At 71.0% G+C, this 25241-nt stretch carries 20 protein-coding genes and 1 CRISPR repeat array; of the genes, 6 read left to right on the forward strand and 14 right to left on the reverse strand.

Annotation, left to right across the window (positions count from 1 at the left end):
* Nucleotides 1-63: 63 nt before the first annotated feature.
* Nucleotides 64-870: a metal-dependent hydrolase gene (locus ACN27J_RS07270; protein ID WP_421364707.1), complete on the forward strand. Its 807-nt coding sequence runs from the start codon at nt 64-66 to the stop codon at nt 868-870.
* A 64-nt stretch (nt 871-934) separates the two neighbouring features.
* Here ACN27J_RS07270 and ACN27J_RS07275 read toward each other — a convergent pair whose 3' ends face one another.
* Both ACN27J_RS07275 and ACN27J_RS07280 read right to left on the reverse strand, forming a co-directional pair.
* Entirely contained in the window at nt 935-1528 is a 594-nt protein-coding gene (locus ACN27J_RS07275) for a nucleotidyltransferase family protein (RefSeq protein WP_289213592.1), read from the reverse strand.
* A gap of 135 nt (nt 1529-1663) precedes the next feature.
* Complete coding sequence (locus ACN27J_RS07280) at nt 1664-3331, reverse strand: bifunctional 3'-5' exonuclease/DNA polymerase (protein WP_421364708.1); 1668 nt, start codon at nt 3329-3331, stop codon at nt 1664-1666.
* A 306-nt stretch (nt 3332-3637) separates the two neighbouring features.
* On the opposite strand from ACN27J_RS07280, the gene ACN27J_RS07285 reads away from it, so the two are divergent.
* Nucleotides 3638-4060 (forward strand): flagellar protein FlhE, encoded by a 423-nt coding sequence (locus tag ACN27J_RS07285; protein WP_421364709.1) that lies wholly within the window; start codon nt 3638-3640, stop codon nt 4058-4060.
* Between the two features lie 10 nt (nt 4061-4070).
* Here the strand turns inward: ACN27J_RS07285 and ACN27J_RS07290 are convergent, their stop codons facing one another.
* Genes ACN27J_RS07290 through ACN27J_RS07305 form a run of 4 tightly spaced genes read right to left on the reverse strand, consistent with a single transcriptional unit; the run spans nt 4071 to nt 8455 of the window.
* Nucleotides 4071-5045 carry a carbohydrate ABC transporter permease gene (locus ACN27J_RS07290; RefSeq protein WP_421364710.1) on the reverse strand — a complete coding sequence of 325 codons (975 nt, stop codon included), beginning with the start codon at nt 5043-5045 and terminating at the stop codon, nt 4071-4073.
* 13 nt (nt 5046-5058) lie between these two features.
* On the reverse strand, nt 5059-6000 hold the full coding sequence (locus ACN27J_RS07295) for a carbohydrate ABC transporter permease (protein WP_421364711.1): 942 nt from the start codon (nt 5998-6000) through the stop codon (nt 5059-5061).
* Between the two features lie 43 nt (nt 6001-6043).
* Nucleotides 6044-7492 (reverse strand): N-acetylglucosamine/diacetylchitobiose ABC transporter substrate-binding protein, encoded by a 1449-nt coding sequence (gene ngcE, locus ACN27J_RS07300; protein ID WP_421364712.1) that lies wholly within the window; start codon nt 7490-7492, stop codon nt 6044-6046.
* A gap of 12 nt (nt 7493-7504) precedes the next feature.
* Nucleotides 7505-8455 (reverse strand): MurR/RpiR family transcriptional regulator, encoded by a 951-nt coding sequence (locus tag ACN27J_RS07305; RefSeq protein ID WP_421364713.1) that lies wholly within the window; start codon nt 8453-8455, stop codon nt 7505-7507.
* A 180-nt stretch (nt 8456-8635) separates the two neighbouring features.
* Between ACN27J_RS07305 and ACN27J_RS07310 the strand changes: the two genes are divergently transcribed.
* Together ACN27J_RS07310 and ACN27J_RS07315 are read left to right on the forward strand one after the other, a co-directional pair.
* Complete coding sequence (locus ACN27J_RS07310; protein WP_421364714.1) at nt 8636-9808, forward strand: alpha/beta fold hydrolase; 1173 nt, start codon at nt 8636-8638, stop codon at nt 9806-9808.
* A gap of 32 nt (nt 9809-9840) precedes the next feature.
* On the forward strand, nt 9841-10215 hold the full coding sequence (locus ACN27J_RS07315; RefSeq protein ID WP_421364715.1) for a VOC family protein: 375 nt from the start codon (nt 9841-9843) through the stop codon (nt 10213-10215).
* A gap of 61 nt (nt 10216-10276) precedes the next feature.
* Here the strand turns inward: ACN27J_RS07315 and ACN27J_RS07320 are convergent, their stop codons facing one another.
* Both ACN27J_RS07320 and ACN27J_RS07325 read right to left on the reverse strand, forming a co-directional pair.
* Nucleotides 10277-10465: a DUF397 domain-containing protein gene (locus ACN27J_RS07320; protein ID WP_421364716.1), complete on the reverse strand. Its 189-nt coding sequence runs from the start codon at nt 10463-10465 to the stop codon at nt 10277-10279.
* Complete coding sequence (locus ACN27J_RS07325) at nt 10462-11253, reverse strand: helix-turn-helix domain-containing protein (protein ID WP_421364717.1); 792 nt, start codon at nt 11251-11253, stop codon at nt 10462-10464. The genes ACN27J_RS07320 and ACN27J_RS07325 overlap by 4 nt, the downstream gene beginning before the upstream one ends.
* Nucleotides 11254-11390: 137 nt before the next feature.
* Between ACN27J_RS07325 and ACN27J_RS07330 the strand changes: the two genes are divergently transcribed.
* Both ACN27J_RS07330 and ACN27J_RS07335 read left to right on the forward strand, forming a co-directional pair.
* The gene (locus ACN27J_RS07330) at nt 11391-11849 is read left to right on the forward strand and encodes a hypothetical protein (protein ID WP_421364718.1); all 459 of its coding nucleotides are present in this window, start codon (nt 11391-11393) and stop codon (nt 11847-11849) included.
* Nucleotides 11842-12114 (forward strand): hypothetical protein, encoded by a 273-nt coding sequence (locus tag ACN27J_RS07335; RefSeq protein ID WP_421364719.1) that lies wholly within the window; start codon nt 11842-11844, stop codon nt 12112-12114. Before ACN27J_RS07330 ends, ACN27J_RS07335 begins: the two co-directional genes overlap by 8 nt.
* Before the next feature lie 192 nt (nt 12115-12306).
* Nucleotides 12307-13800: direct repeats of the CRISPR family, unit length 36 nt; unit sequence GCCTCAATGAAGGGCAGCTCCCGAGGGAGCTGCGAC.
* 325 nt (nt 13801-14125) lie between these two features.
* Here the strand turns inward: ACN27J_RS07335 and ACN27J_RS07340 are convergent.
* The 6 genes from ACN27J_RS07340 to ACN27J_RS07365 are packed head-to-tail and all read right to left on the reverse strand — an operon-like array spanning nt 14126 to nt 25111.
* Nucleotides 14126-16513 (reverse strand): TIGR03986 family type III CRISPR-associated RAMP protein, encoded by a 2388-nt coding sequence (locus ACN27J_RS07340; RefSeq protein WP_421364720.1) that lies wholly within the window; start codon nt 16511-16513, stop codon nt 14126-14128.
* Complete coding sequence (gene csx19, locus ACN27J_RS07345) at nt 16510-17133, reverse strand: type III-D CRISPR-associated protein Csx19 (RefSeq protein ID WP_421364721.1); 624 nt, start codon at nt 17131-17133, stop codon at nt 16510-16512. The genes ACN27J_RS07340 and csx19 overlap by 4 nt, the downstream gene beginning before the upstream one ends.
* Nucleotides 17130-18836: an RAMP superfamily CRISPR-associated protein gene (locus tag ACN27J_RS07350; protein ID WP_421364722.1), complete on the reverse strand. Its 1707-nt coding sequence runs from the start codon at nt 18834-18836 to the stop codon at nt 17130-17132. Before ACN27J_RS07350 ends, csx19 begins: the two co-directional genes overlap by 4 nt.
* Nucleotides 18836-21253: an RAMP superfamily CRISPR-associated protein gene (locus tag ACN27J_RS07355; protein ID WP_421364723.1), complete on the reverse strand. Its 2418-nt coding sequence runs from the start codon at nt 21251-21253 to the stop codon at nt 18836-18838. The genes ACN27J_RS07350 and ACN27J_RS07355 overlap by 1 nt, the downstream gene beginning before the upstream one ends.
* Nucleotides 21250-22908, reverse strand: coding sequence for a Cas10/Cmr2 second palm domain-containing protein (locus tag ACN27J_RS07360; RefSeq protein WP_421364724.1), 1659 nt, complete (start codon nt 22906-22908; stop codon nt 21250-21252). Before ACN27J_RS07360 ends, ACN27J_RS07355 begins: the two co-directional genes overlap by 4 nt.
* Nucleotides 22909-22957: 49 nt before the next feature.
* A complete protein-coding gene (locus ACN27J_RS07365) occupies nt 22958-25111 on the reverse strand; it encodes a hypothetical protein (RefSeq protein ID WP_421364725.1) in 2154 nt (717 codons plus the stop codon).
* Between the last annotated feature and the right edge of the window lie 130 nt (nt 25112-25241).

Consider the following 25241-nt stretch of genomic DNA (forward strand, 5'->3'; position numbering starts at 1 on the left):
GGTGCCACCACCATCTGACAGAGTTGCCTCCGCCGAGAAGTTGACCTTGGAGGATGCTCTGCCATGATGGGTCCGTCCCACGCGCTCTCCGGCGCCGCCGTGTGGCTAGCCGGTTCCTGGGCGCTCGACCAGTTCGCCGGCTACGAGCAGTCGCCACTGATGATCGCGGTCGGCACCGCCGTCTGCGCCGGCGGCGCGCTTTTCCCGGACCTGGACCTGTCCGGCAAGGTCACCCGCAACCAGGGCGGCGCCACCGTCGCCCGGACCTTCGGGGTGGCGTCGCTGTTCGTCGCCGAGGTCATCGAGAAGATCTCCCTCGGCGTCTACCACGCGACGAAGCTCAGCAAGGACCCGCACCGCAACAACGGCCACCGGACCCTCACCCACACCATCCCGTTCACCGTGCTGGTCGGCTGGGGCACCACCGCGCTGTGCGCCGCGTACGGCAAGTGGGCGGTGATCGCCATCCTGTTCTTCATGATCGGCCTGGCGTTGCGGGGCCTGTTCGACGAGTGGGCCAAACGCGCCGGCTGGGTGATCGTCACCCTGCTGTCGCTCGGCGCCGCCTACTTCACCTACCTGCATCTGCCCGGTGACCGGGGCTACCCGATGCTCGGCCTGGCGATGGGGGTCGGCTGCTTCGTCCACATCCTCGGCGACCTGATCACCCGGGCCGGCGTACCGATCCTGTGGCCGATCCCGATCGGCCGGCGGATGTGGCGGATGATCGGCCCGTCGGACCGGTTCTCCATCAAGGCCGGCAGCAAGTTCGAGGTGGTCGTGCTCCGTGGCGTGTTCACCGTCGTGTCGGTACTGGCCATCATCGGGCTGGCCATCCCGGCGGTGCACCGGCACTTCACCGACAGCTGACCCACCAGTCAGGTCAGGGCGAGTCGACTCAGGTCCGGGCGGCCCTGGGTACGGTCGGCTCGGGTCACGCCGGGGTGCGCTGCACCGGCACCGCCAGCCCCCACGCCGCCACCGACTCCGGGGTGTCCACCAGTCCACCTTCGGCGACCCCGTCGCAGGAGATGTCGATCACCTCGCCGGTGTGCGCGAGCAGGTACGGCCGGGCACCCCCGTCGGCATTGGCCAGGGTCGCGATCGCCGCCCAGTGCCGCCGGCCGAACACCATCGGGTAGCTGCGCGTGCCGGCGTAGGTGGCGCAGACCAGCACCTCCGGGTACGGCAGCGCGGTCACCCGGCGAAGCGCGTCGGCGGTGATCCCCGGCATGTTGACCGGAAACACCACCACCGCCTCGGCGTCGCTGTCCTTCAACGCGTCCAGACCGACCCGCAGCGACGAGCCGAGCCCGGTCCCCCAGGCCCGGTTGACCACCACGGTGGCGCCGGTCAGGTCGGCGGTGTCGCGTACCTGGTCGGCGGCGGCACCGAGCACCACCACGACCGGATCACAGCCGGTCTCCCCCACGATCCGCAACGCCCGTTCGACCAGCAGTTGATCGCCGCGGTACAGCAGGGCCTCCGGCCCGCCGATCCGCCGACCCCCACCAGCCGCGATGATCATCCCCGCGATCCGACTCAGCTGAGCCACCCCCGCAACGTCTGCCCCGGCCGGTCCAGCCCGGCCGGCGGTCACAGCGCCCGCCAAACGCTGCCCGATCCGATGGAACGCACAACGGGCCCAACGATCAGGTGGCGATCAGGTGGCGTCCGCGTAGCAGGTGACGGTGGACACCTCGAGCGGCACCCGGACCGGGGTGTCGCCGAACAGCACCGTGGTGGCCCGGCCGGCGCACTCCCGCACGGCGGCGGCCACCGCCGCCGCCTGCGTCTCCGGACAGTGCACCACCACCTCGTCGTGCTGGAAGAAGACCAGCTCGGCGGCGGTGCCGGCGATCGCCTGACGGACGGTGGCCAGCAGGACAAGCGCCCACTCGGCGGCGGTCGCCTGGGCGACGAAGTTGCGGGTGAACCGCCCCCGGGCCGGGGTGCCGACGTCGGACGGTGGACAGGTCCGGCCGAGCCAGGAGCGCACCAGGCCACCGGTCTCACCGGTCCGGGCCGCCGACTCCAGGTACTCGAACGCGACCGGGTAGCTGCGGCGCAGCACGGCGAGGGCCGGCACGGCGGCGCCGCCGGTCTGCCCGTACATGGCGCCGAGCAGCGCCACCTTCGCCCGGGCCCGGTCACCGCCGAACGAGTCGCGGGCCAGCGCGGCGTACAGGTCACCGGCGCCGCCGGCGGCGGCCAGCCGGCGGTCACCGGACATCGCGGCGAGCACCCGGGGCTCCAGCTGGGCGGCGTCGGCCACCACGAAGCACCAGCCGGGATCGGCGACCACCGCCCGGCGGACCGCCTTGGGGATCTGCAACGCCCCGCCGCCCCGGGTGGCCCACCGGCCGGACACCACCCCACCCGGCACGTACTCGGGGCGGAACCGGCCGTCGCGGACCCATGCCTGCCGCCACGCCCAGCCGTGCGCGGTCCAGATCCGGTGCAGTTCCTTGTACTCGATGAGCAGCGGCACGGCGGGGTGGTCCACGCCACGCAGCACCCAGGCCCGGGTGTTCGGCAGGCTGATCCCGACCCGGGCGAAGGCCCGCAGCACCTCGGCCGGTGAGTCGGCGTGCAGCTGCCGGACGCCGAACGCGGCGGCGATCCGACCGGCGAGCTCGGCCAGCCGGCGCGGCGGCCCGCCGACCGGCGACGGCGCGCCGAGCAGCTCGGTGAGCAGCGCGTCGTGCAGGTCGGCGCGCAACGGCAGCCCGGCGGCACCCATCTCGGCGGCGACCAGCGCGCCCGCCGACTCGGCGGCGACCAGCAGTCGGAACCGGTCCGGCCGGGCGGTGCCCGCGATGCGGCGCTGCTGGTCGGCGTACACCCGGGTGAGCGCGTCGATCGGGTCGGCGACCGTCGCCGGGGCCGGCACGTCGTCGAACAGCGCGGCCTGGCCGTGCCCGGGTGGCGCGGCACCGGGCGCGGGCGGGTCGGGTGGCACCGGCGCGCCGGTCAGCCGGGCGTACGCGGCGGCGAGCGACCGGGGCTCGCCCCAGCGTCCGTCGTAGCCGAGCAGCAGCGCCTCGGTCAGCTCGACGTCGTGGCACCGCTCGATCCGTACGCCGGCCCGCAGCAGGGCCGGGTAGATCGCCGCGGTCGTCGCCCACAGCCAGCGCGGCTCGGGCACCGGACGCGCCGCCGGTGGCTGCGACGGTGGCGGCCCAGCCGCCGGTGCCTGCGATGGTGACGGCCGGTCGACGGCCGCCGCCAGGTCGGGCACGGCCTCGGCCGGGCCGGCGGGCCGCCCGTCGGCGTGCAGCAGCCGGCGCACCCCGCCGCCGCCCGGACCTGCCGCCACCGCCACCAGCACCCGCTCATTGTCGCCCCGGCGTACGACACCGGTCCGGTCTCCCGGTCATGCGGTGCGGCCGGCGCCGACCCGACATCGCCCTGCGGGCCTGACGCATGTGCTCTCCAGGTCTGATGCATGTGTGGCATCGCGATGCCACACATGCATCAGACCTGCGAACACCAGGTGGGCAACCGTGTCGACGGGCAGTGGTCAGGGTCAGGTCAAGAACGCAGAAATGCGTATGTCGAGAAGACGGTGCAACATTTCTCGGGGTCGATCAGCCGGTTAGATTCGAGATCCGCCTCAATCACCGGGAGGACGATTATGAAAGCACTACGCCGTACGCTCGTCGCGTTCAGCGCAATCATCGCCGTCATGTTGCCGGCGAATGCCGCCGAGGCGGCGGTGAGCAACTACATGCGCAACCCGATCGGCGGGGTCCTGTACCAGACGAACTGGTGGTACACCAGCAGCACGGTCTCCGGCACCGCGCCGACCGGCGCGCTGATCACCACCGTGCACTGGTCGTACAGCCTGAGCAACCATTCAGGGGTCGAGGCGTACCTGTGCATCCCGGTCGGCTGCTCGAAGCTGACCGGAGCGTCCGGCGTCACCACCGCGTTCGTCGGCCAGCCCGCGTCGCAGAGCTGGACGTTCTACTTCCAGGTGCCCGCGTCGACCACCCATCTGCTGTCGCCGCCGCGCACCGGGGGCGCGCACATGGTGGACGTCACCTACGTGTACTGACCACCACCGGCTACTTGGAGACGCTGCCGGTGAGGCCGGACTGCACCTGCCGCTGGAAGACGATGTAGACCAGCAGCACCGGCAGCATCGCCATGGTCACCCCGGCGAACAGGCCCGACCAGTCGGACTTGTAGCCCTGGTTCACCGACAGGTCGATCAGGCCCTGGGCGATCACCTGGTTCTTCGCCTCACCGCCGTTGGGCTGCATCAGCAGGTACGGCAGGTACCACTGGTTCCACTGACCGATCACGTTGAAGATGCCGATGCTGATCAGCCCGGGTTTCGACATCGGCAGCATCACCCGGAAGAACAGCGTGCTGTGCGACGCGCCGTCCACCATCGCCGCCTCGGCGACCGTGGTCGGCAGCGTCTTGAAGAATGAGTGCATGAAGAAGACCGTGAACGCCAGCGACCAGGCCACGTAGACGAGGATCAGCATCACGTGGCTGTTCGGGCCGAGCAATGGGATGAACACGCCGGTGTTGTAGACGCCCTTGTACAGCGGCACCGCGGCCATGAACACCGGCAGGGTCAGCCCGGACAGGAACATGTAGTAGATGACCCGGTTGCCGGGGAACTCGTAGCGGGCCAGCACGTAGGCGGCCATCGAGCCGAGCAGCATGGTCAGGAAGACCCCGCCGCCGACGATGAGGATGGTGTTGACGAAGAAGTCGCCGATGCCGCCGTCGACCCAGGCCCGGGCGAAGTTCTCCCAGTGCAGCTGGTCCGGGATCAGCGACAGCGGCTCCCGGATGATCTGCGCGTCGTCCTTGAACGACGACATAATCACCCACAGCAGCGGCAGCACCACCATCGCGCCCCAGATCAGCAGGAACAGGTGGGAGAAGCCGTTGAAGAAGGAGTCGCTGACCGCGCCGGCCCGCCGGGGCGGCCGCGACCGGGTGGTACGCCGGCCACCGGCGGTCTTCGACGGCGGTGGCGGCGGGCTGGCCGCGCTGGTCGGTGGGTTGGTGACAGTGCTCATCGCGCGGCCCTCCCTAGAATTCGATCCGCTCACGGCGGGTGATCCGCAACTGCACCGCGGCGAGCAGCAGCGTGAAGATGGCCAGCGCGACCCCGATCGCGCAGGCGTAGCCGAACTGGCCCTTGTTGAAGGCGGTGAAGTTGATGACCGAGGCGAAGACTTCGCTGGCGTGGTCGGGGCCGCCCTGGTTGGGGGTCATCACGAAGACCAGCGCGTACATGTCCAGGGCGATGAAGCCGAGATAGACCCAGGCGACCGAGATACTGTCACGCAGCAGCGGCAGGGTGATCCGCAGGAAGCTGGTGATCCGGCTGGCGCCGTCGAGCATCGCCGCCTCGAAGATGTCCTTCGGGATCGACTGCATGGCGGCGGAGAACAGCACCATGTAGAAGCCGACCCCGCCCCAGACGGCGATCAGCAGCAGCCACCACAGCACCGCCGGCACGCCGAGGAACGGCGTCGGGTCGGAGACGAACTTCAGCGGCTGCTCCGCGTCGACCAGACCGATCCTGATCAGGATGCCGTTGAGCAGCCCCTGGCTGTCGCCCCGGTAGATGGCGCCCCACATGATGGCGACCAGCACCAGGGACAGCACCTGCGGGAAGAAGAAGATCACCTTGTAGACGCCGGAGCCGCGTACGCCGCGTACGCCGGCCCTGTCCCCGCGCCCGCCCACGTTGAGCAGGAAGGCGAGGAACAGGGCCAGCGCGATGGTGAACAACGGCAGGGTGACCAGGAAGAAGACGTTGTGCCAGAACGCCGTACGGATCAGCTCGTCGCCGAACATCTGGACGTAGTTGGCCAGCCCGACGAACTCCTGGGTGTCGGAATAGCCGCCCCAGTTGGTCAGCGAGTAGCCGGCCGCCTGGGCGTACGGCCAGACGACGTAGAACACGTACAGCGCCACCGGCAGTGCCAGGAAGCCCGTCACGAACCGGGCCTTTCCGTGCTGCATCGTCAGGTCACTTTCTGCTCGGTCGGGTCAGCGGAGCGACGACTCAGGACCGGGTGAACTTGTTCACCGCGTCGTCCGCAGCGATCTCGTCGGCCGCCTGCTGCAGGGTGTCCTGGAACTTCTTGGCGGTCATCCGGCCGGCCATCAGCTCGCCGATCGCGTTCTGCTCCACCTTGTCCAGGTCGGCGTACCAGTCGGGGTGACGGAACGAGACCAGGTCGCCGGGGGCGTTGGTCATCAGCTCGTTGGCCGAGGTCAGCGCGGTGGAGGTGGTGACGTTGTCGCCGGAGCCCTTGACCGAGGCGAGCGAGCTGGTCAGTTCGGCGAACTTGCCGGCGCCCTCCTTGGAGAGCATGGCCCGCAGGAACTCCATGCCGCCGGGGGCGTTGGCGGCCTTCTTCGGCACGATCCAGCCTTCGCCGGAGCCGGCCTGCACTGTGCCGTACGGGGCGGCGTCGTCGGCGCCGACGCTCCACACCGGGGCGATCTTCATCTGGAAGCCGCCCGGGATGGTGGCCCGCATCTCGTTCTCCAGCCAGGTGCCGCAGGGCAGGAACGCCGCCTTGCCGTCCAGCCAGGCCTGCTGCGACTCGGTGTGGGTCAGGGTGTCGCTGCCGGTGAGGGTGTAGCCGTCGGCGACCATCTTCTCGACGGCGCTCATCGCGGCGGTGACCGCGTCGGTCTGCCAGGCGCCTTCCTTCAGGTTGTCGATGTCGACGACCGCCTGCCGGCCGCCGGCCAGCCAGATCCAGGTCATGATCGGCCAGCGCATGTAGTACGGGTACTTGCCGGCGAAGGCGAACGGCGCGACACCGGCCGCCTTGATCTTCGGCGCGAGGGTGAAGAACTCGTCGAAGCTGGTCGGCACCGCCCACCCGTTGCGGTCGAACAACGCCTGGTCGAACCAGAGACCGAAGACCGTGTACGCGTAGTTGAGCTGGAAGAACTCGCCGTCGAACGTACCGTCGTCGACGGTGCCGGGCAGCAGCGTGTCGCGGACCTTGACGGCCGGGTCGTCCCAGCTCGGCGCGTCCAGCAGCGGGGTCAGCTCGGTCAGCGCGCCCTCGTTGATCAGGGTGTCGATCGCCATCAGGTCGGCACCTGAGTTGTTGATCAGGTCGGCCGGGGTGGTGGAGAACTTCGGCTGCTGCTCGGTCTTGATCTTCTGGGTGGAGCTGAGGTTGACGGTGACGCTGTCGTGCTTGGCCACGAACAGCGTCTTGTCGAACTCGGGGTACTCGTCGCCGAGGCCGCCGTTGAACACGACGACGTCGACGCTGCTGTCGTCGGCGACACCGAACGGGTTGTCGGCGCTCTTGGTGCCGGTCTCCGTACCCGTGCCGGGGTCGCTGCCGGCGCAGGCGGAGAGCAGGCCGGCCGCCGGACCGGCCAGCAGCCCGGCGGCGGCCGCGCGGCGCAGCAGGGTCCGCCGACGCACCGAGGCGCCGGCGACGGCGGACGGGATCCGCACGGAATCGGGGTAGATCGACATGATGTGTGCTCCTCAGCTGGAGGTTTCGGCGGGGCGGATCGTGATCCGGTCGACGGCCTTGTGACCGTCGACGGCTCGGGCGGTGCGGCGGAACGCCGCGTGCGCACGGTCGTGGGTGCGCTGCGCGACGGCGACGTAGAGCAGGTCGAGGACGACGAGTTGGGGGTGGCGGGCGGAGAGCGCGTCCGGCCGGAAGGTGGTCGCCTGCGGGGCGGTGAGCAGGACGATGTCAGCCAGGTCGGCCAGAGTGGAGCGGGGGAAACTGGTCAACGCGACGGTGGTCGCGCCGTGGCTGCCGGCCTCGGCGACCATCTCGATGGTCTCCCTGGTCTGGCCGGTGTGCGAGATACCGAGGGCCACATCGCCGTCGCGCATCAGCGCCGCGCTGGCCAGGCCGTTGTGCAGGTCGGTCCAGGCCCACGCCGGTACGCCGATACGGTGCAGGCTGAACTGCATCTCCTCGCCGACCAGGGCGCTGCCGCTGGCGCCGAAGATGTTGACCCGGCTGGCGGCGGCGACCGCGTCGGCGGCCTGCTCGACCTGGCTGAGGTCGAGCAGGGCGGCGGTGTCGTGCATGGCCTGGGTGTCGGCGGCCATGATCTGGCCGAGCACCCGGTCGAGCGGATCACCGGGCTGGATCTCCCGGCCGATGTCGACGGTCCAGCCTGCGGCGCGGGCCCGGCCGGTCTCGGCGGCGATGCCGAGCCGCAGGTCGGCGTAGCCGTCGAAGCCGAGCGCCCGGCAGAACCGGGTGACCGTCGCCGGCGACGTACCGCTGCGTTCGGCCAGCTCGACGATGGTGGCGCGGGCGGCCGCGGCCGGGTCGGTGAGCACCTGGTCGGCGACCCGGCGCAGCGCACCGGTGAACTCGGTGAGCCGGATCCGGGCGAGCACCGTGTCGGCCGGCCCCGGGGCGTCGACCACCGCGGTCCCCGCGGGGATCTCCACCTCGCTGTCAGCCATCGGCGTCGACCTTTCGGGAAGGACTGTTAACTGTTAGTGGTAAAAGTTCTTACTAACACCCCCTCCGTGTCAAGACCGTGGGCGAAGTTTTCAAACCGTTACCGGCTGGGAGCGCTACCACCTGGCCAAACCCCTCGATCATGATCAGGACCGCCGCATCGATGCCGCTATGCTCCGGCGGTGGCACACGCACGACTCTGGTTCGGCCAGTACGAGTTGGACCTGGAACACCGGCAACTACGCCACCGGGGCCAGCAGATCCTGCTGGAGCCACGAGCCGTCGAGTTGCTGTGCCACCTCGCCGCTCACCGGGACCGGCTGGTCACCAGGCAGGAACTGCTGGACACCCTCTGGTCCGGGCAGCACGTCACCGAGTCCGTCTTCGCCTCGGCCCTGCGCGCCGCCCGTCACTCGGTCCGCGAGACCGGCGGCCATCAGGAGATCATCCGCACCGTCCACCGGCGCGGCTACCAGTTCGTCGCCGACGTCACCCCGGTCGCCGAGCCCAAGGACTACGACACCGTCCGGTTCTGCCGGACCAGGGACGGCATCCGACTCGCCTACACCGTCACCGGCGCCGGTCCCCCGCTGATCTCCACCGCCAACTGGCTGACCCACCTCGGTCTCGACCGGCGCGATCCGATGTGGATCCACTGGTACCGGGACCTGATGCGCGACAGCCGACGCGGGCTGCGCTACGACGAACGGGGCTGCGGGCTGTCCGACTGGTGCCCGCCGTCGGCCTCACCGCAGGTGTGGGTCGAGGACCTCGACACCGTCGCCGACGCCGCCGGCTACGACACCTTCGCGATCATCGGGACGGCCCAGGCCGCCGCCACCGCGATCGCCTACGCGGCGCTGCGCCCGGAACGGATCACCCGGATGGTCCTGATCAGCAGCCACGCCCGGGGCCGGCAGGCCCGCGCCCACACCGACCTGGACCGCCGGGTCGCCGACGTCGACCTGGACCTGGCCACCGTCGCCTGGCAGTCCGCCGACCCGAGCTTCCTGCGCGCCTACGCCGCCCAGTTCCTGCCCAACGCCGCCCCGGCCGAGCTGGACGCGTACATCGCCTTCACCCGACGCACCACGTCGCTGGAGAACCTGGTCCGCTTCTTCCAGATGATCACCACAATGGACGTGTTCTCGCTGGCGGGGCAGGTCCGCTGCCCCACGCTGATCCTGCACGCCCGCAACGACCCCCGGGTCCCCGCCTCGGACGCCACGGAACTCGCCGCGCTGATCGACGACAGCCGGCTGGTGCTGCTCGACAGCGCCAACCACCTGTTCACCGCGACCGAATCCGCCTGGGCCGAGCTGATCCGTCACGTCGACGACTTCCTCGACGACTGATCCAGCGATACCGGCCGGCGTACCGTGGATCCGTGCGACTGAACCACCTCGGCCTGCCGGTGCGTGATCCGCAGCGCAGCGTCCGCTTCTACCAGAGCTACTTCGGCTTTGATCCGGCCACTGTGCAGCGCTACCCGGACGGCACGGTCATCATCCGCGACACCGACGGTTTCGACCTCGCACTCCACCCAGTTGAGGCGGTCGGCGCGTCACCGCCGTTCCTGCACTTCGGCTTCCGCATTCCACGACCCGAGGCGGTCCGCGCACTGCTCGACCGGATGGGAGCCGACGGCGTCGAGATCATCGAGCGGTACGACGAACCGGCGTACGCCGCGTTCAAGTGCCTGGACCCGGACGGTCACCGGGTGGAGGTCTACTGGGAGCCTCCGCCGACGGCCGAAGGTTGAGCAGGGTGGTTCCGGTAGGTGGTGGAGCGGCGACGCACCGGCCCACCACCTACCGGACAGTTCACCCCCGGGCTACCGCGCCGGCCACGAAGGTCCGCCACGTGTCCGGGCCGAACGTCAGCACCGGACCAGCCGGATCCTTCGAGTCCCGCACCAACACCCGACCAGGCAGGTTGTCAGCAACCTCCACACAGTCACCGCCCTGGCCATTGCTACGGCTGGACTTCCGCCAGTGAGGGGCGTCGATCAACTCCACGACTCTGCTACCTCCATGATCAGATCAAGGGATGACCCTCTGGGCAGAGCGTAGCCTCGGACCGCCTCCCAGAGCTCCTCCAGCAGCGCGACATCATCGGGATCCTCGATCACCTGACCGCCCAGCGGTCCGTCCAGGATTGCGACGGTGCGTCCGTCTACGGTTCCGATAGCCACCGGACCATTCAGGCCGGGGTACGACCCGGTCGAAGATGGCACTACCGCTACCTCGACATTGGGCTGCGAGCAAGCCTTGACGATCGTCTGGAGCTGCTCGCGCATTACCGCCGGCCCACCAATCGGGCGTCGTAACACGGTCTCGTCCAGGACAGCGAACAACCGGCATGGAGTGTCGGTGCGGTGGAGTACGTCCGACCGCGCCAAGCGCCCAGCCACCGCCGACTCGATGTCCGACACGCGGGTCCCCCCGTCGGACAGGATGGCGCGGGCGTACTCCTCGGTCTGCAGTAGGCCTGGCACGACCAGCGGCTGGAACGAACGGATCATGGTGGCGTTGCGTTCGTGCTCCAGCCACGGCCGGACCCAGATCGGCTGGCCGAAATTGGCGCGGGCCTCCGCCGCCAACTCTCGGAACATGTCGCCCGAGTCAAAGAGCGCGTCCAGCCGGCGCGCGGTGTCCGGCTTTGGAATGAGTCGGCTGGTCTCGAACTTCGCGATCAGGGACGACGAGACGTTGAGCCGTGCCGCCAGCTGCTCCTGCGTCATGCCGGCCTGATTCCGAGCGAATTTCAGAATCCGCGCCAGCGCGCTGTAGCCACTCATCTTTCCTCATCCTTCCCCTCAGGCATGAAGAACAGTCCGATTCGCTGCCAGCTGTCAATCTTTCACAATCCTGCGTCGACGTCCAGGGTGGATCAGGACAGGCATGAACATCTCCGCCGCAAGGGAGATCCACTTTGTTGCGCAACGATGGTATCGGCGGCACGCCACGACTCGCCCGCTACACCTCGATCGGTACGCCGCCGCACTCCGAACCCACCCCGAACAGGCCGCCGCTGCCCCGGCGTACCCCCGGTCAGAACGACGTCGACTCCGACCGCCGGTTCCGCCTGGCCACGGCGGGCGGGGCCGCAGCGGCACCGACCGGCGCACGCGCCGACACGACCGCCGCGACCCGCAGCCCGGCCGCCCAGCGGGCACTCACCCGGGCACTCGACGCGCTCAACGTACATCTGCCCAGCCGGCTCGGCGAATGCCGCCGCTGCGACGTCGCGGCGCCCTGCAGGCCTTTCCTCCGCGCGCTGGTGATCGTGCAACGCTGGGATCCGGCCAAGGCCCGCCGGGTACGGGCCGTCCTGCACCTGTCCGGTCTGTGGTCGCCGGGACAGCAGCCCCGTGAGGACGACGCCGGTGCCTGACGAACTCTTGCGCGTCGGAGACAACCTCCGTCTCGGCAAGGCCGACTGGGTGTACGGCGACCGCGCCATGCGGGTCCGCGTCTCCGACATCCGGTACGGCCACGACGACCCGAGCTCCCCCGTCATCGGCATCCTGGCGACCGTCACCGGAGCCGGCCGCGACGGCCGGATGGTGTCGATCGCCGTCTACAAGAGCGCCCTCACCCGACCCGGCGTCCACGAACCCAACCGCCGGTCCGCCAACAGTGTCGATCCCGAAATCTGAACTGCCCAGCAGACATAGGACACGACCGCCCGGAGCGGGGCTGGCCGTCGCAGGTCCTTGCGATGGCCAGCCCGCTTCGGTAGCGACCACCCTGTAAACCACCAGGCTGCTTTCACCATCGACCCAGCCTCGGCAAGGAGTAGTTTCTCGAGCTGCGACCCGCATCTACGAGCCGCTGACGCACTCCCCGCTGCCTCAATGAAGGGCAGCTCCCGAGGGAGCTGCGACCGACGGCGGGTGAGTGAGGCAGGCACCGGTATCCGGCCGGGCCTCAATGAAGGGCAGCTCCCGAGGGAGCTGCGACCTCGACGCGATCGGCGTTCCCGGTCGGCTCGAGCCTCAATGAAGGGCAGCTCCCGAGGGAGCTGCGACCCGTGGTCTACCCCGGCCTGACCGCGACGTCCGGGCCGCCTCAATGAAGGGCAGCTCCCGAGGGAGCTGCGACGCTTCGTGGCGGGGGGACCATGCTCGATTCTTAGGGCCTCGATGAAGGGCAGCTCCCGAGGGAGCTGCGACTGATCCCTCCCTTGCCAGGCCACCCTACCGGCAGAGTTGAGCCTCAATGAAGGGCAGCTCCCGAGGGAGCTGCGACCCTAGCGATGTTCCGGTTCCACATGCGGCGTTGTGTGTCGCGCCTCAATGAAGGGCAGCTCCCGAGGGAGCTGCGACGCGATGTCGACGGCCAGGCCGATCGGGTCGCCGGCGCCTCAATGAAGGGCAGCTCCCGAGGGAGCTGCGACCCCGAAGACCCGCACCCCCCGGCGGATGCTCCACGAGCCTCAATGAAGGGCAGCTCCCGAGGGAGCTGCGACCCTCAACGCCGAGCACCGGCCGATCCAGCGGGGCGCGCCTCAATGAAGGGCAGCTCCCGAGGGAGCTGCGACCGGGGGATGACGACCAGGTGGGGGTGGATCCCGTGGGCCTCAATGAAGGGCAGCTCCCGAGGGAGCTGCGACTGGTGGTCGGTCGCCGGACCTGGGACGGCTACCGGCATCAGCCTCAATGAAGGGCAGCTCCCGAGGGAGCTGCGACGTCGGGCCACACGAGACCAGGGGAGGTCAGCGCCAGCGCCTCAATGAAGGGCAGCTCCCGAGGGAGCTGCGACGGCGTACTCACAGCCGTCACTTTAGCCGGTCGACTCGGCCTCAATGAAGGGCAGCTCCCGAGGGAGCTGCGACCGCTGATGCACGTGCTCACCGAGGTGCGACCGGAGGTGGTGCCTCAATGAAGGGCAGCTCCCGAGGGAGCTGCGACGTGATGAGAGCGGATCGTACGGGCGAACCCGTGAGATGCCTCAATGAAGGGCAGCTCCCGAGGGAGCTGCGACGTTCATGGACGCCGTGGTGCCGGTCTCGCCGACGGAGCCTCAATGAAGGGCAGCTCCCGAGGGAGCTGCGACCGGAACCGACCCGGTCCATCCTCCATCAACGCGGCGCCGCCTCAATGAAGGGCAGCTCCCGAGGGAGCTGCGACCACCACCCCGATTGCCTATGGCGACTTCCGCGAGGCGCCTCAATGAAGGGCAGCTCCCGAGGGAGCTGCGACGGCGGCTGGGAACCGCTGGTCAGCGAAGAGGTGTTGCCTCAATGAAGGGCAGCTCCCGAGGGAGCTGCGACTCTCCGTCGAACGCGTCGGCAGCGTCGAAGATCCGCCTCAATGAAGGGCAGCTCCCGAGGGAGCTGCGACAGGGTCAAGATTTTACCCCTCCTGACCTGCGCCGGAGCGACCGGTCCGCGAAGGGTCCACCGGCAGCGGGTCTTCCGACGGTCCCACAGCCATCATCGTCCACTACGGAACAGGTGCTGAGCAGGGAAAACAGCTCCGCGAAGGGTCCGCGCTCACGGCCGTCATGACGGACCCTTCGCGGCGGGCGGCGATTGGGCTACCGGATTTGCCAGAGCACGGCTGGCGATCGAGCCACTACAGCCGATCACATCGAGAGACCGGCCGATGCTCTCCCGAGAGCGTACCGAGGTTGCCGGACAAGGATGATCCCTGCCGCCCGCTGTCGTCAGCCCCCGCCACTGCCGAGGTACGGCAGCCGTTGCTCGGGGTCGCGTACATGCGGCAACGCCCATCCCTCCACGACCGCCTTCTTCTCCAGCCGTTCGTTCGCGACGAACCACTCGTAGCTTTCGGCCTGCGGCCGGCGAGTCTTCCGGGGGTAGTGCACCTCCTCGGTGACGGGCCTGGCGGCGGCCAGGTACGACTCGGTGGCCTCGCGCAGCACCTCGTTGCCCTTCGCTATCGTGGCGAATCGGTCTGCGAGTTCGGTCAGCCGAGCCGCGTCGACAGGATCGGGGCGGGTCAGCCGCAGCCAGCCGGCCTGGACTCCGGCGGCATCCCACAGCCGGGTCCGGTCCCGGTCGAGCTGGACGTCGACGACGCCGAAGCCGTACGGCTTGCCGGCGCCAAGCCGCAACGGCGTGTCGCCGCCACGGGTGACCAACCACAGCAGGGCACCGAGTTCGGCCTCCGGCACAGCGTCGAGGAACAGCTCGACCTGGAAGGTCGCACCGGGTCGCACCCAGCCTCGGTGGCGGGCCAGCTGCGTGGCGTGGTCCGCGCGCTGCTCGGGCAGGGCCAGGTAGCCAGGGCCGGGAACGGTGCGGTCGCGGCCGGGCTCCCAGTGGTCCGGGGCTTCCGCCCGCCAGCGGTACATCTTGCGGCCGCGTAGCCCGCCGTCGGCGGCGTACCCGTCGGCTTTGCGCACCCCACGCCGAAGAGGTGTCCCGGCGTTGTCGGACGCGGCGTAGAAGCGCGACTGGGTGGGTTTGGGGGTGCTCAGCGGAGCGAGGACGACGCCGTCCGGCGGAAAATCCGTGGGTTTCCAGTCGGGGGTGACGCAGGTGACCGACCGTACCCGCAGCCGGCCACGGTAGCCCGAGGCCCCGTCGTTGGCCTCGGAAACGTCGTCGCCGCCACCGGACGGCACCCACCCGAACAGCCGGTCCGCTGGGGAGAGCTGGTCGCGGTCCTGCGCGGGGCGCAGGCTGGGATGCAGCAGGTCGTCGGGCGCGGCGGCGAAGGGCAGCCGGCCGACCATGACCGGGTGGACCTCGGTGATCTCGTCGCGGGACTTGTCGTACCTGACGTAGACGAGGGTGCCCACCGGCAGTTCCCGCAGCTCGCGGGTGCTGGGCACGTGCTTGGACCGGACGATTCCCTTGGCTGTCGCGGGTTCGCGGCGGTAGGTGGCCTGGGGGTCGTTGTATCCGTGGGCCAGGTCGTAGGCCCGCAGCACCGCCTGCCAGTAGCGTTTGTGGTCGTCGGTGACCGGCACGTCCCGGCCGGCGGTCTCCACGAACAGCCGTTCGTAGCGCTTGGTCTTGATGGTTTTCCCGGTCGCGGAGAGCCAGCCCCACACGATCCGGTGCCGCTCCTCGGTGGCACGAACCGACGTGACGCCCTGCTCTGCCAGGCCCGCGTGCAACTCCTTCTCGGTACGGGCCAGGTGGGTGACCCGCCAGGCGCGGCCGCCGTCGCGCCGCAGGACGACCCGGGCATGGACCAGCGTGCCATGGTGGTCCGACAGCGGCGTGCCGTCGAGTTCGCCAAGGAGGCGTACGGCTGACTCGGCTCCGTAGGCGGGCACCAGGGCGGCGTACTGGGTCTGGTTGCCGCTGGTCCGTGGCCAACCGGCGTCTCCCTGGCACAGCCGGAAGGCGGTGCTGCCGTCGGCAAGCTGGTGAACCCGTGCCGGGGTGAGATTCAACGCGGCGTCGGTGGTGGCCCGGTGGGCGAGCCGCTCCTGGTGGTCGAAGAATACCCCGTACCGGCTGGCGGTGACCGTCTCCACGGCACTGCGCAGGGCACCTTTGACGGAGGCGCCGTGGAGCAGTGGCAGTCCGTGCGGGTCGACCCGGACATCGAAGGTACGGATGCCGTCGGCTGGCTGTGGTTCGGCACGGACCGGCAGCAGTAACGGGGTGACGGTCGTCAAGGTCAGGGCCAGGGTGCCGCTGAACTGTCCATCGGCATGGTAGGCGTGGCTGGGTGGCACGGCGTCGTCGAGGCCGGTGTCGGCCAGGCGGGTGCCGTCCCGGTCCGTCCGGGGCAGGGTCGGCACGAAGGTGTACGGGTTGACGAAGCCGCCGACAGAGTCGAGCCGCTCGCTCCGGTCCGGGTCGGTGGTGACCTTCGCCAGCGGGGCGACCCCAACGAGCTGGGCGGTCCGCTTCCCGTTGGCGGCCAGGTCGGTGACGACGGTGACGGTGACGGTGTCGCCGTCGGCCATGGTGGCCACGTGGTCGGTGAGGGCACCGTCCCACTCGGACGGCTTAAGGGGTTTCAGCTTTGCCGCCTTGCCGCGGCCGTCGATCACTCCTTCGAGGTGGCCGTCCCGCTTGGTCAGCTCGGCCTGGACCCTGCGCTTCAGCTTGTCGTTCGACGTACTCATGCCGTCGTCCTTCCCTGCTCGCGCGCGGCCCCGGTGTCCGCGACCGTGGCCCGCAGCGCGACCGTACGGACGTCGGCGACGTCGAGGTTGCCGTGGACGTCCTCGACGAGGTATTCGACGGTCTCCACGGTGAGCGCCTTGGCACCGACGGCCGTCACCGGCAGGTGCGCGGCGGCGTACCGGTCGCTGGCCAGCGTGGTCCAGCCGGCTCTGGGATGCTGCTGCGGGGTGCCGGCCAGCAGCCGCCGGTGGGTGTCACCGCGTCGCGGTGCCGGCTCGGCGGTGACCGGCCGGCCGAGCGGCAGGTGGGCCGGGTCCTCGCCGAGGGCGACCGCGGTGCCGCGTCCATCAGGTTCGCGCAGCCAGCGCAGTTCCCGTTCACCGTCGAACAGCAGCAGCTCGTACGCTTCGGCGAGGACGTCGTCGGCGTCGCTGACCTGCTCGACGGCACCGTCGAGGCCGATCGACAGCCAGGTGGCGGCACCAGCGGAGAAGGTGTAGCCGACGGTCTGGCCCGCTGCCGCCGGGTGGGCGGTGAACCAGCTGACCGCTTCGGCGGCGGTGAGCGCGGTGGCGGCACGAACGGCGTGCAGGGTCGCGCCGAGGGCGGTTTCTCTCACGCTGGATTCTCCTGGAACTGGTTTGCCCACGTGGCCATCGCGTCGACGATGTCCGTGGGTGGGTCGGCGAGGATGGCGTCGAGGGTGCGGCCGGCGAGCGACTGCCACGCACCGACCAGACCGGCGCCCTCGAAGGTCACATCGGTGACCTTGATCTGGCCCCGGCCCCGGGTGCTGCCGTAGCCGAGGGTCAACCAGCCGTCCCGCAGGTCCCGCAGGACGAGCAGCAGCAGCGGCAGCGCGGCCGTTGCCGACGCGTGCCGGGGGTCGGACCGGTCGGGCCGGGCGAAGCGAGCGAGCCGGGCGACGTCCACCTCGATGCTGATCGGCTCCCACCGGACGGTGGGGCCCGGCTCCAGGACGCTGAACAGTCGGTGGTCGCTGGCCCCTCCGGTCCACCGGTCAATGGCGACATGGTCACTGATCTGGAAGGGCACCTCCGACGAGATGTCGCCGAGCAGGCCGTACAGCCGGGTGCGGGCCTGGTCGCGGTCGCTGTTGCGGTCGGCCCGTTCCTGGCGGGGCTCGGTGCCCGGTGCCGTCCGGGCGGTCGCGGCCCGTGCCTTCGGACTGACGGTGACCACGCTGTTCCAGCTCTGCGCGCTGAGCTGGCCGAGGCTGTGGCAGTCGGCCACGCTCACCGCGCCCCGCCAGCCGGTCGTGTCCCGGCTGCCTGGTCGGCCCTGCCGGTGCCCGTCCGGTGCCGCCCCGAACAGCACGTCGACGCCGATCGGTGGTCGGCGCAGGTTCTCACCGAAGCCGTCGCCGTCAGCGTGATCGGGGGCGTCCTGCCGCAGCAGGGTACGCACGATCCGTTCGGCGTGTGCCCGTACGACACCGCGGATCGACGAGCCGGGCAGCAGCAGCCGCACGGTGCCGTCCACATCGGTCGCGGTCAGCGGCAGCGTGTCGACCACCGTGCCGCTGAGCGAATCGCGTACCAGGACCGGGGTGGTCGGCCGCCAGGCGACGGTGATCCGCAGCCGGCCGTCCAGCGGCGGCAGGTCCGCCACCGGTGGCCGGGTGGGTTCGGCGGTTCCGGTCAGCCAGGCGGCCAGACCGGCCGGTGTGGACAGGTCGGCGTGTCGGACGGTGACGTCGCGCAGCTGCACCCGCCCGTGGCCACGGCCCCGACCGGCACCGATCGGGACCCGGCCGTGGCACAGTCCGGCGACGATGGTCTCCACCGCGTCGTGGACCAGTGCCGACCATCCGCCGGGGTACCCGGGTTCGGGCGCGGCGGTCGGGGTGTCCGCGACCAGACGCAGCGCGAAGGCGGTGCCGGCCGGCAGCACCTCCCGCGTGTAGAGGTAGGCCGCTGCGGCGCTGGCCGACCGGCGGTCGATACCCACACCGTCGCGGACCGCGGGGGTGACCGTTTCGCCGGTCAGCGGGGCGTCGTCGATCCGGATCCAGGACGGTGATCCACTGTGCGAGTACGGCGTGACGTGCCCGAAGAGTGCATCCAGCGGTGCGGTGGGCCCCCCGCCACCCGACCGGTCGCCACCGAACCGGTCGACGCTGGCGAGGTACGCCCGGAGGGCTCCGGCGATGGAGGATCCGGGGAGGAAGGGCCGGTCGGTGCCGTCCCGGGCGATACTCAGGTCCGCCACGGCGGTGGTGTCCCAGCCGCCGACATGGACCGGGCCGAGGCAGGTCAGGGTCCCGAACACCTCGATACGGGTGCCGAGCGACTGTCCCATCAGGAAAGCTCCTTCCCAGTGGTGGCGCGGGTGCCGGCGGCCGCTGTGGACCTGGCCGCTGTGGACCTGGTCCGGCCAAGTGCACGCAGGGCGGTGGTGACCACGGTCAGCAGTGCCTCGGTGTGCAACCGCCGCCGCAGCGTGTCCTCCCGCCCGGCGGCGAGGACCAGGGTGGGTTGGTCACCGGCCAGCCCGAGCCGTTCCCAGACGAGTCCCCGATCGGTGAGCAGCAACGCGGACAGGTCATCCAGGACGGGCTCGGTCCAGGTCTCGCGGCGGGCCCGGACCGCCCAAGTGCCCGCCAGCCAGTCGCGGACCATGTCCGCCCCGCCGGGGAGGGTCAGCCGTTCCAGTTGGGCGCGCAGCGACCCGAGCTGTGCCCGCTGGCCGGCCAGCCGGTCAATGCCCTTGATGACCTCTTCTGGCCGCAGCTCGGCGCTGGCCCGTCGGATCGCCCGCCGCCACGCCTGGAGTTCGATCGGATGGGCCGGCTCCGCCAGCCCAGCCGATCCATCGGACCCGGTCGGCGTGGCCCGCGTCGTCGTGGCCCGCGTCGCCGGCGGGGTGGAACCGGTCGTGAAGTCGACGTCGGGTACGGCGGTCGACAGCTCCGGCGGGTTGAACCGGATCCGGCCGTACCCCTCGACGGTGCGTTCGCCGATGCCGTCGCGTTCCAGCCGGCTGAGCACGGCCGGGTCCAGCTGGCCGGTCACGGTGAGGCGCACGACGCTGCCGGCCCGCAACGCCACCTGGCTGGACCGGGGCCGTCCCCAGGCGACGGCGAATCCTTCCCGCCGGGCCGCATCGGTGGTCGGCCGCCCGGTCGCCTCGACCGACGCCGGCGCCAATGCCGCAGACAATGCCCGGGCCAGCCCCTGTGGTGACGGATCGGGGGCCAGCCGTTCGTCGCGCAGCAGGATGTCGGAGACGCACCACACCAGCAGCTGCCCGTCGGTGAGGGTCGGCGGTGGTGGGGTCGGCAGCGGGTCGATCACCCGGACGACCTCGACCAGGCCGAAGTCGTCCTTTCGGGAGCGGCCAAACCGCAACAGCTCTCCCGGATCCAGTCGCAGCCGCGCCTGCTCCGGCAGCACGATGTCGCTGCAGAGCAGCGTCCCGGCCGCGATGCCGAGATTGGTGAACAGGCCACCGCTGGCGACGGTCGGGCGGCGCTGCGCGTCGTCGACGACGGCGTGGGTCGACACCGTCTTCGCCGGGTCGGCCGATCGCCATCCGGTTCCGGCGGGTGCCACCCACCCGGACATGCGTTTGGCCTGTTCCTCCGGTGCCGGTTCACCGCAGAGGACGTTCCAGACGGTGTCGCCCCGGCCCTTCCTGCTCCGACGCCACACCGTCGGCACCGGGCGGGCGGGGACCACCGAGGCAGGATCGCCAGGGTCCTCGACCGCCGCAGGCACCGCGTCGCCGACCCGCACGTCGGCCAGGCCGATCCGGGCACGCCCACCACCGTCAGCCGAGGGCCCCGGCTGGATCCGGCGCAGGACCGTGCCGAGCAGCATCGTGCCGGGGATGCTGTCATGGCCACTGATGACGTTTCCCAGCACATCGGCGACGGCCACCACCGGGGTACGGACCCGCAGCACCACCCGCACGACCCGGTGCCGGTCCGGGTGCAGCCGGTCGTACGGGTGCACCTCGACCAGCGGACCGGCCGGCGGTGGCGCTGGTGGGTCGGCGGGCACCCCACCGGCCAGCAGCTCGACCAGCCGGCTGTCGGTGACCGTCGCATGCGGACCGTCGCCGTCCACCCGGGCACCGGGCAGTAGGAAGGCGACCCGCCCACCGCCACGGTTGCGTCTGCCGCCGACCGCCTCCACGAGCCGGGCGCCGGCGCGCAACAGCAGCTCCGCCGACGCGGGCAGCCGATCGGGCTCACCTGGGATCGTGGCGGCGACGCTGACCTGGGCGTACAGCCGCATGCCGCGCAGCGCCCGTTCCTCGACCCGGAGGAACCGGTCGGCCGCCGTACCGGTCTCGTCGTCGATCTTCACCCCGGGACGGAGAACAACAGCGGCCTGCGCCAGCGTCGGCTGTCCCCTGACCCCGTCGCGCAGCCAGGCCGGGGCCTGGGCGGGGGTGACCCGCAGGACCGCCGGCGTCGGCTCCTTCCCGGTACGGGCGGAGTCCCCTTCCTCGGCCGGTGGGTGGGTACCGAACAGCCAGTCCACCCATGCCCGCCAGGCCGCCGGCCGGTCGCCGACCCGGTCGAAGGTGTCCGCCACCGTTTCGCAGGCGTCCCGCCAGATCCCGACGATGGTCTTGGCCGGCACGAACGGCAGGTGGTCGCTGTCACGGCGGATCTCGGCGTCGATGCTGCCCAACCGGCCCTGGCCGGTGCCGATGTGCCAGTCGCTGAGGAATGTCAGGGTGATCTTGAATGTCGTGGGCAACGTCATCGGATGTCCTTCTTGGAGGCGGACCGGTCGGTCGACGGGGCCGGAGCGAAGGTGTCCAGGCGCAGGCCGTGCAGGTGCATCGCGTCGAACAGCCGCAGGAACGGCGCGTCGGTGCCGGCCACCGGAGCAGTCGGCCCGCCGTCGGTGACCTGGCCCAGGGTGGGCGGCTGGACGTCGAGTAGGGTGCCGGCCCGGTCCGGGTCGGGGGCGCGGGGCACCGTCAGGCGCACCTGGTGGCGGTATTCGGCGAGGCTCCGGTCAGCGGCCTCACGCAGGGCGTGGGCCTGCGCGGTCGACAACCAGCCGGCCCGGCCGAGCCAGCCGTGCACCTCGTCGAGCAGTTCCACACTGCGGTGACGCAGTTCAACGGGCAGGTCCTCGACGGCCCCGAGCAGGTAAGGGCCGGCGTAGCGGGCCACCTGTGGGCCGCACTTCGCGGCCGGTTCGGTGTGCTCCCGCAGCAGTGTCAGGTCCTGCAGGGTGGCGGCGTGCGCCACATGCAGGTCGAACGCGGCCGCTGACCGGAACCGTTTGGCTGACACGGTGAGCGCCTCGGCCAGCTCGTACGCGGCCCTGAAGGGGTGATGCGGCTTCACCACCGCGATCCCGGCGGAGGCGGTGAGACCGCCATGGCCGGTGGCCTGCAGGGCGATGGCCGACAGCGTCGGCTGCGCGGCGGTGTGCCGGGCGAACCCTTCGGCGAAGGCCCGCACGAACGGCACGGCGAGCGCCGCGTCGCAGATCAGTGTCACGTCGTCTCCGCCGACGACGATCGGCAGTAGCCGCCCGGTCAGTTCCTCCCCCGCCCGCTGCTCCCGCAGGGCGGCAATCGCATCCCGTACGGCGTTCCAGGTCGCCGTCTCCAGCTCTGCGGACACCAACCGCTGGTAGCGCAGATGGGTGGCCAGGTCGACCGGGCCGGTGCCCTCGATCGCCATGACATGGTCGAGGAAGCCACGGAACAGGCCACCGACGCCGTTGCCGTCGGCGTGTACGACCGCTGCCCACCCGCTCTGCCGCAGAACGTCGGTGTTGGCCGGTACGACATCACCGAGGTCGCCGGTCAGCTGCTCCACGAGCCGTCGGCGGGCGCGGTGTCTGGCATCGGACCGGGCCAGCACCCCGGCCGAGGCCGCCACGAGTTCGTCCTCACTGTACCGTTCCACGCGGGCGGCCGGTTGGCCACTGTCCCGGCACAGTCGGTGCCAGGGAAACACCCGGTCCCGCAGCAGCGGATCCCGGCGGGCCGCCCGCACCTCGGCGTGGAGCTCGTACGTGTCGCGCCGCGCCGGCTCGTGCGCGGCGGGGTCGGTCGCGTCGAATGGCGGGCCGACCACCCCGGTCACCTGCAGGCCGGGGGCCTCCCGCAACGCCCGGCAGCTGACCTGGCGGATGACGGCCCTGCCGGCGTCGACCGAACCCACCAGCAGCAGGGCCTTGCCGGAGGCGGTCATCACCACGGTGGCGTCGGGATCATCGAGTCGCCCGACCGCGGCCGGCACCCACTCGGTGCCGATCTCGTGGACGAGCTGCGACGCCCCGACGACGTGCCGCAGCCGGTTGCTGCCGAAGATGTACCGCTGGTTGCCGCCCGTCTCGATCAGCACCCAGTGCCGGCGGCCGGTGTGTTCGGTCGGAGATGGTTCGCCGTTCATGTCCAGAGTCTCGCCATTCGTTCGGTGAAGGGCTGGAAGGTGCGGGTCGCTACCCGCTGGTGCCGTGGCTGGCGATGGCGGCGAGCGTCGTGTGCCAGTCGTGCCACTGGGTGAGCGGCAACCCGCCCACCCAGTGACTACTCGGCGTCCGGTCTGCCGACGCCGCTGCGGCGGTGACCCGGTCGAGCAGCGCCACCGCCGCAGCGGCGTCGCGGGGATCCACGGTGCTGCCGTTGGCGGCGGCCACGCACAGCGCCCGCGCCACCACCTGTGCGGTCGAGGCGGACGCCTGCGGCGAGTCACGCCGCACCGTCAGGTCGGCCAGCACCGTCCGGGCGTGCCGGACCGCCGTGTCGCAGGCTCGCGCCCGGGCTGCGTGTTCCCGGTCGGGCGTGGCCAGGGCGAGGTCGGTGGCGATCCGGGCCGCGAGCTGGTGGCTGGAGCGGGCGGCGACGGCCTTGGCGGCGTATCCGGCCGTTTCCCGGCGGACGACCTCCGTACGCACCGCAGCCACCCGTTCCTGTACGGCGAGGGCTTGACGAAGGTCGCCACGTCGGCCGGTGCGGGACCGCCAGTCCGCGTAGTGGTGCAGGTGGAACACCTGGGCGTCGCTGAGAGAGTCGATCACGGCGGCCAGGTCGGTGTCCGGGTCGATCCCCCGTGCCGCCAACGTCGCCGACCACCACGACCGCATCATCGACGCGGGGATCTGGGCGACGGACATCTCGGTCCGGTCCGTTGGGGAGTCCGGTTCGGGCAGCGCCGCAGGCGGAGAGGTGGCGCCGAGCATCGCGGTGATGCCGATCTCCAGCAGGTACGCCGCCGCGCCGGGGTCCAGCCGACCGGACCGCCAGGACTCCACGACGTGCTGCTGCGAGGCGATCAGTCGCTGCACCGAGGACACCCGGTGGGGATCCGGGTCGGTGTCAGGGCCGGGCAGGCCGCGGGTCGAGTCCCACATGTCGAGGTAGGCGTCGTAGGCGCGAAGCAGCAACGCCACCGGGTCCGTGGGGTCGAGCACCTCGCCGCTGCGCGCGACGGCGAGGGCGACAAGCTCCCGGGTCTGGTGCCGCAGGTCCGACCGGGTCGTCAGGAGTTCGTCGCGGTAGCGGAGGTAGTTGGTGGCGATGTGGGCGACCAGCAGGTGGGCGCGGCGGTGCGACAGCGGAAGGCCTGCCAGCTCACCGGCGTCGGGCAACGTCGGCAGCGTCGGTGTCGGGGCGTGGCCGACGCGGGTCACGCCGCCGAGGGCGGCCGCCACGAACGGAGCGACGACGGCACCGACCCGCACCATGGCCTGGACGTGACGGGAGCCCCGGTCGTCCTCGGTCAGCCACACCACTCCCCTGCCGGGACGCCCGACGTCAAGCAGCCGGTGGCACCAGGCCGAGGCGATGTCGTCGAGTGTCTCCGGGGGCACCGCCGCAGCGCCACCGGCCGGGTCGCCAGACCTGTCCACGGTGAGCCCGACCGCCGGAAGTGTCGCGTCGACCAGGTCGAACGACGTCGGCCGCCAGCGGGTGTCGGCCCGCTCCGCGCCGGTGTCGTCGGCGGGCTGCGGCGCCCAGGGACGGATCTCCGACGGGGCGTCGTCACCTGCGACCACCCGTGCCCGGTCGACCTGCCTGCCCCACCGGGCCGACAGCGACCGCTGCACCTGCCGGGCCTGAACGGCCGCGACGACCAGGGCCGGCTGTGCCCGATAGACCTCGAGGACCAGGCCCGCCCACACCGCCAAGCGGATCTCGCGATCACAGTCGCAGGAGCCGAGCCGTTGGGCGGCGGCAGCGACAGCGGCCGTCGCGTCACGCAGCAGCCGGTTGGCGGCTGCCAGCACCGCAGCGGCCTTGGTGTCGGGGCCGTACCGGTTCAGCGTGGCGTTGCTCAAGCCGCCAGGCAGGGGTGCCTGCGGCGGTGCCCAGACCGCCCGGCCCGCCCACGACCAGTCCCGGTCGCCGGCGGTGACCGGCGCGGCGAGCATTGCGGCGTCCAGACCGGACCGTTGTGCCTTGTCCGGGGCAGGCGCGCCACGCCCGATCTCGGCCAGCGACAGGGTGGTGTAGTCACACACCCAGGACCGGCAGAACGGGGGGAGGTCGCCGTCCACCCCGAACAGCGAGGCGACCTTGCGGGCCACCCGCACCTCCACCACGTCGGCGCGGCGGGCCTCGGCTGCCGGGACCTCGGCCGGGAAGACATGCACGGCCGACACCTTACGCACAACTACTCCGATCGTTCAACTACTAAAGTAGTCAAAGTTTGGATAGGGATGTGCTGTCGGGGCGGGGTGGGACAGCATTCCGACACCCCGTGACAACCCGCGCCGTCGTCCT

Origin of the sequence: Solwaraspora sp. WMMB762, assembly GCF_049179115.1 — a bacterium.
Lineage (GTDB): Bacteria > Actinomycetota > Actinomycetes > Mycobacteriales > Micromonosporaceae > Micromonospora_E.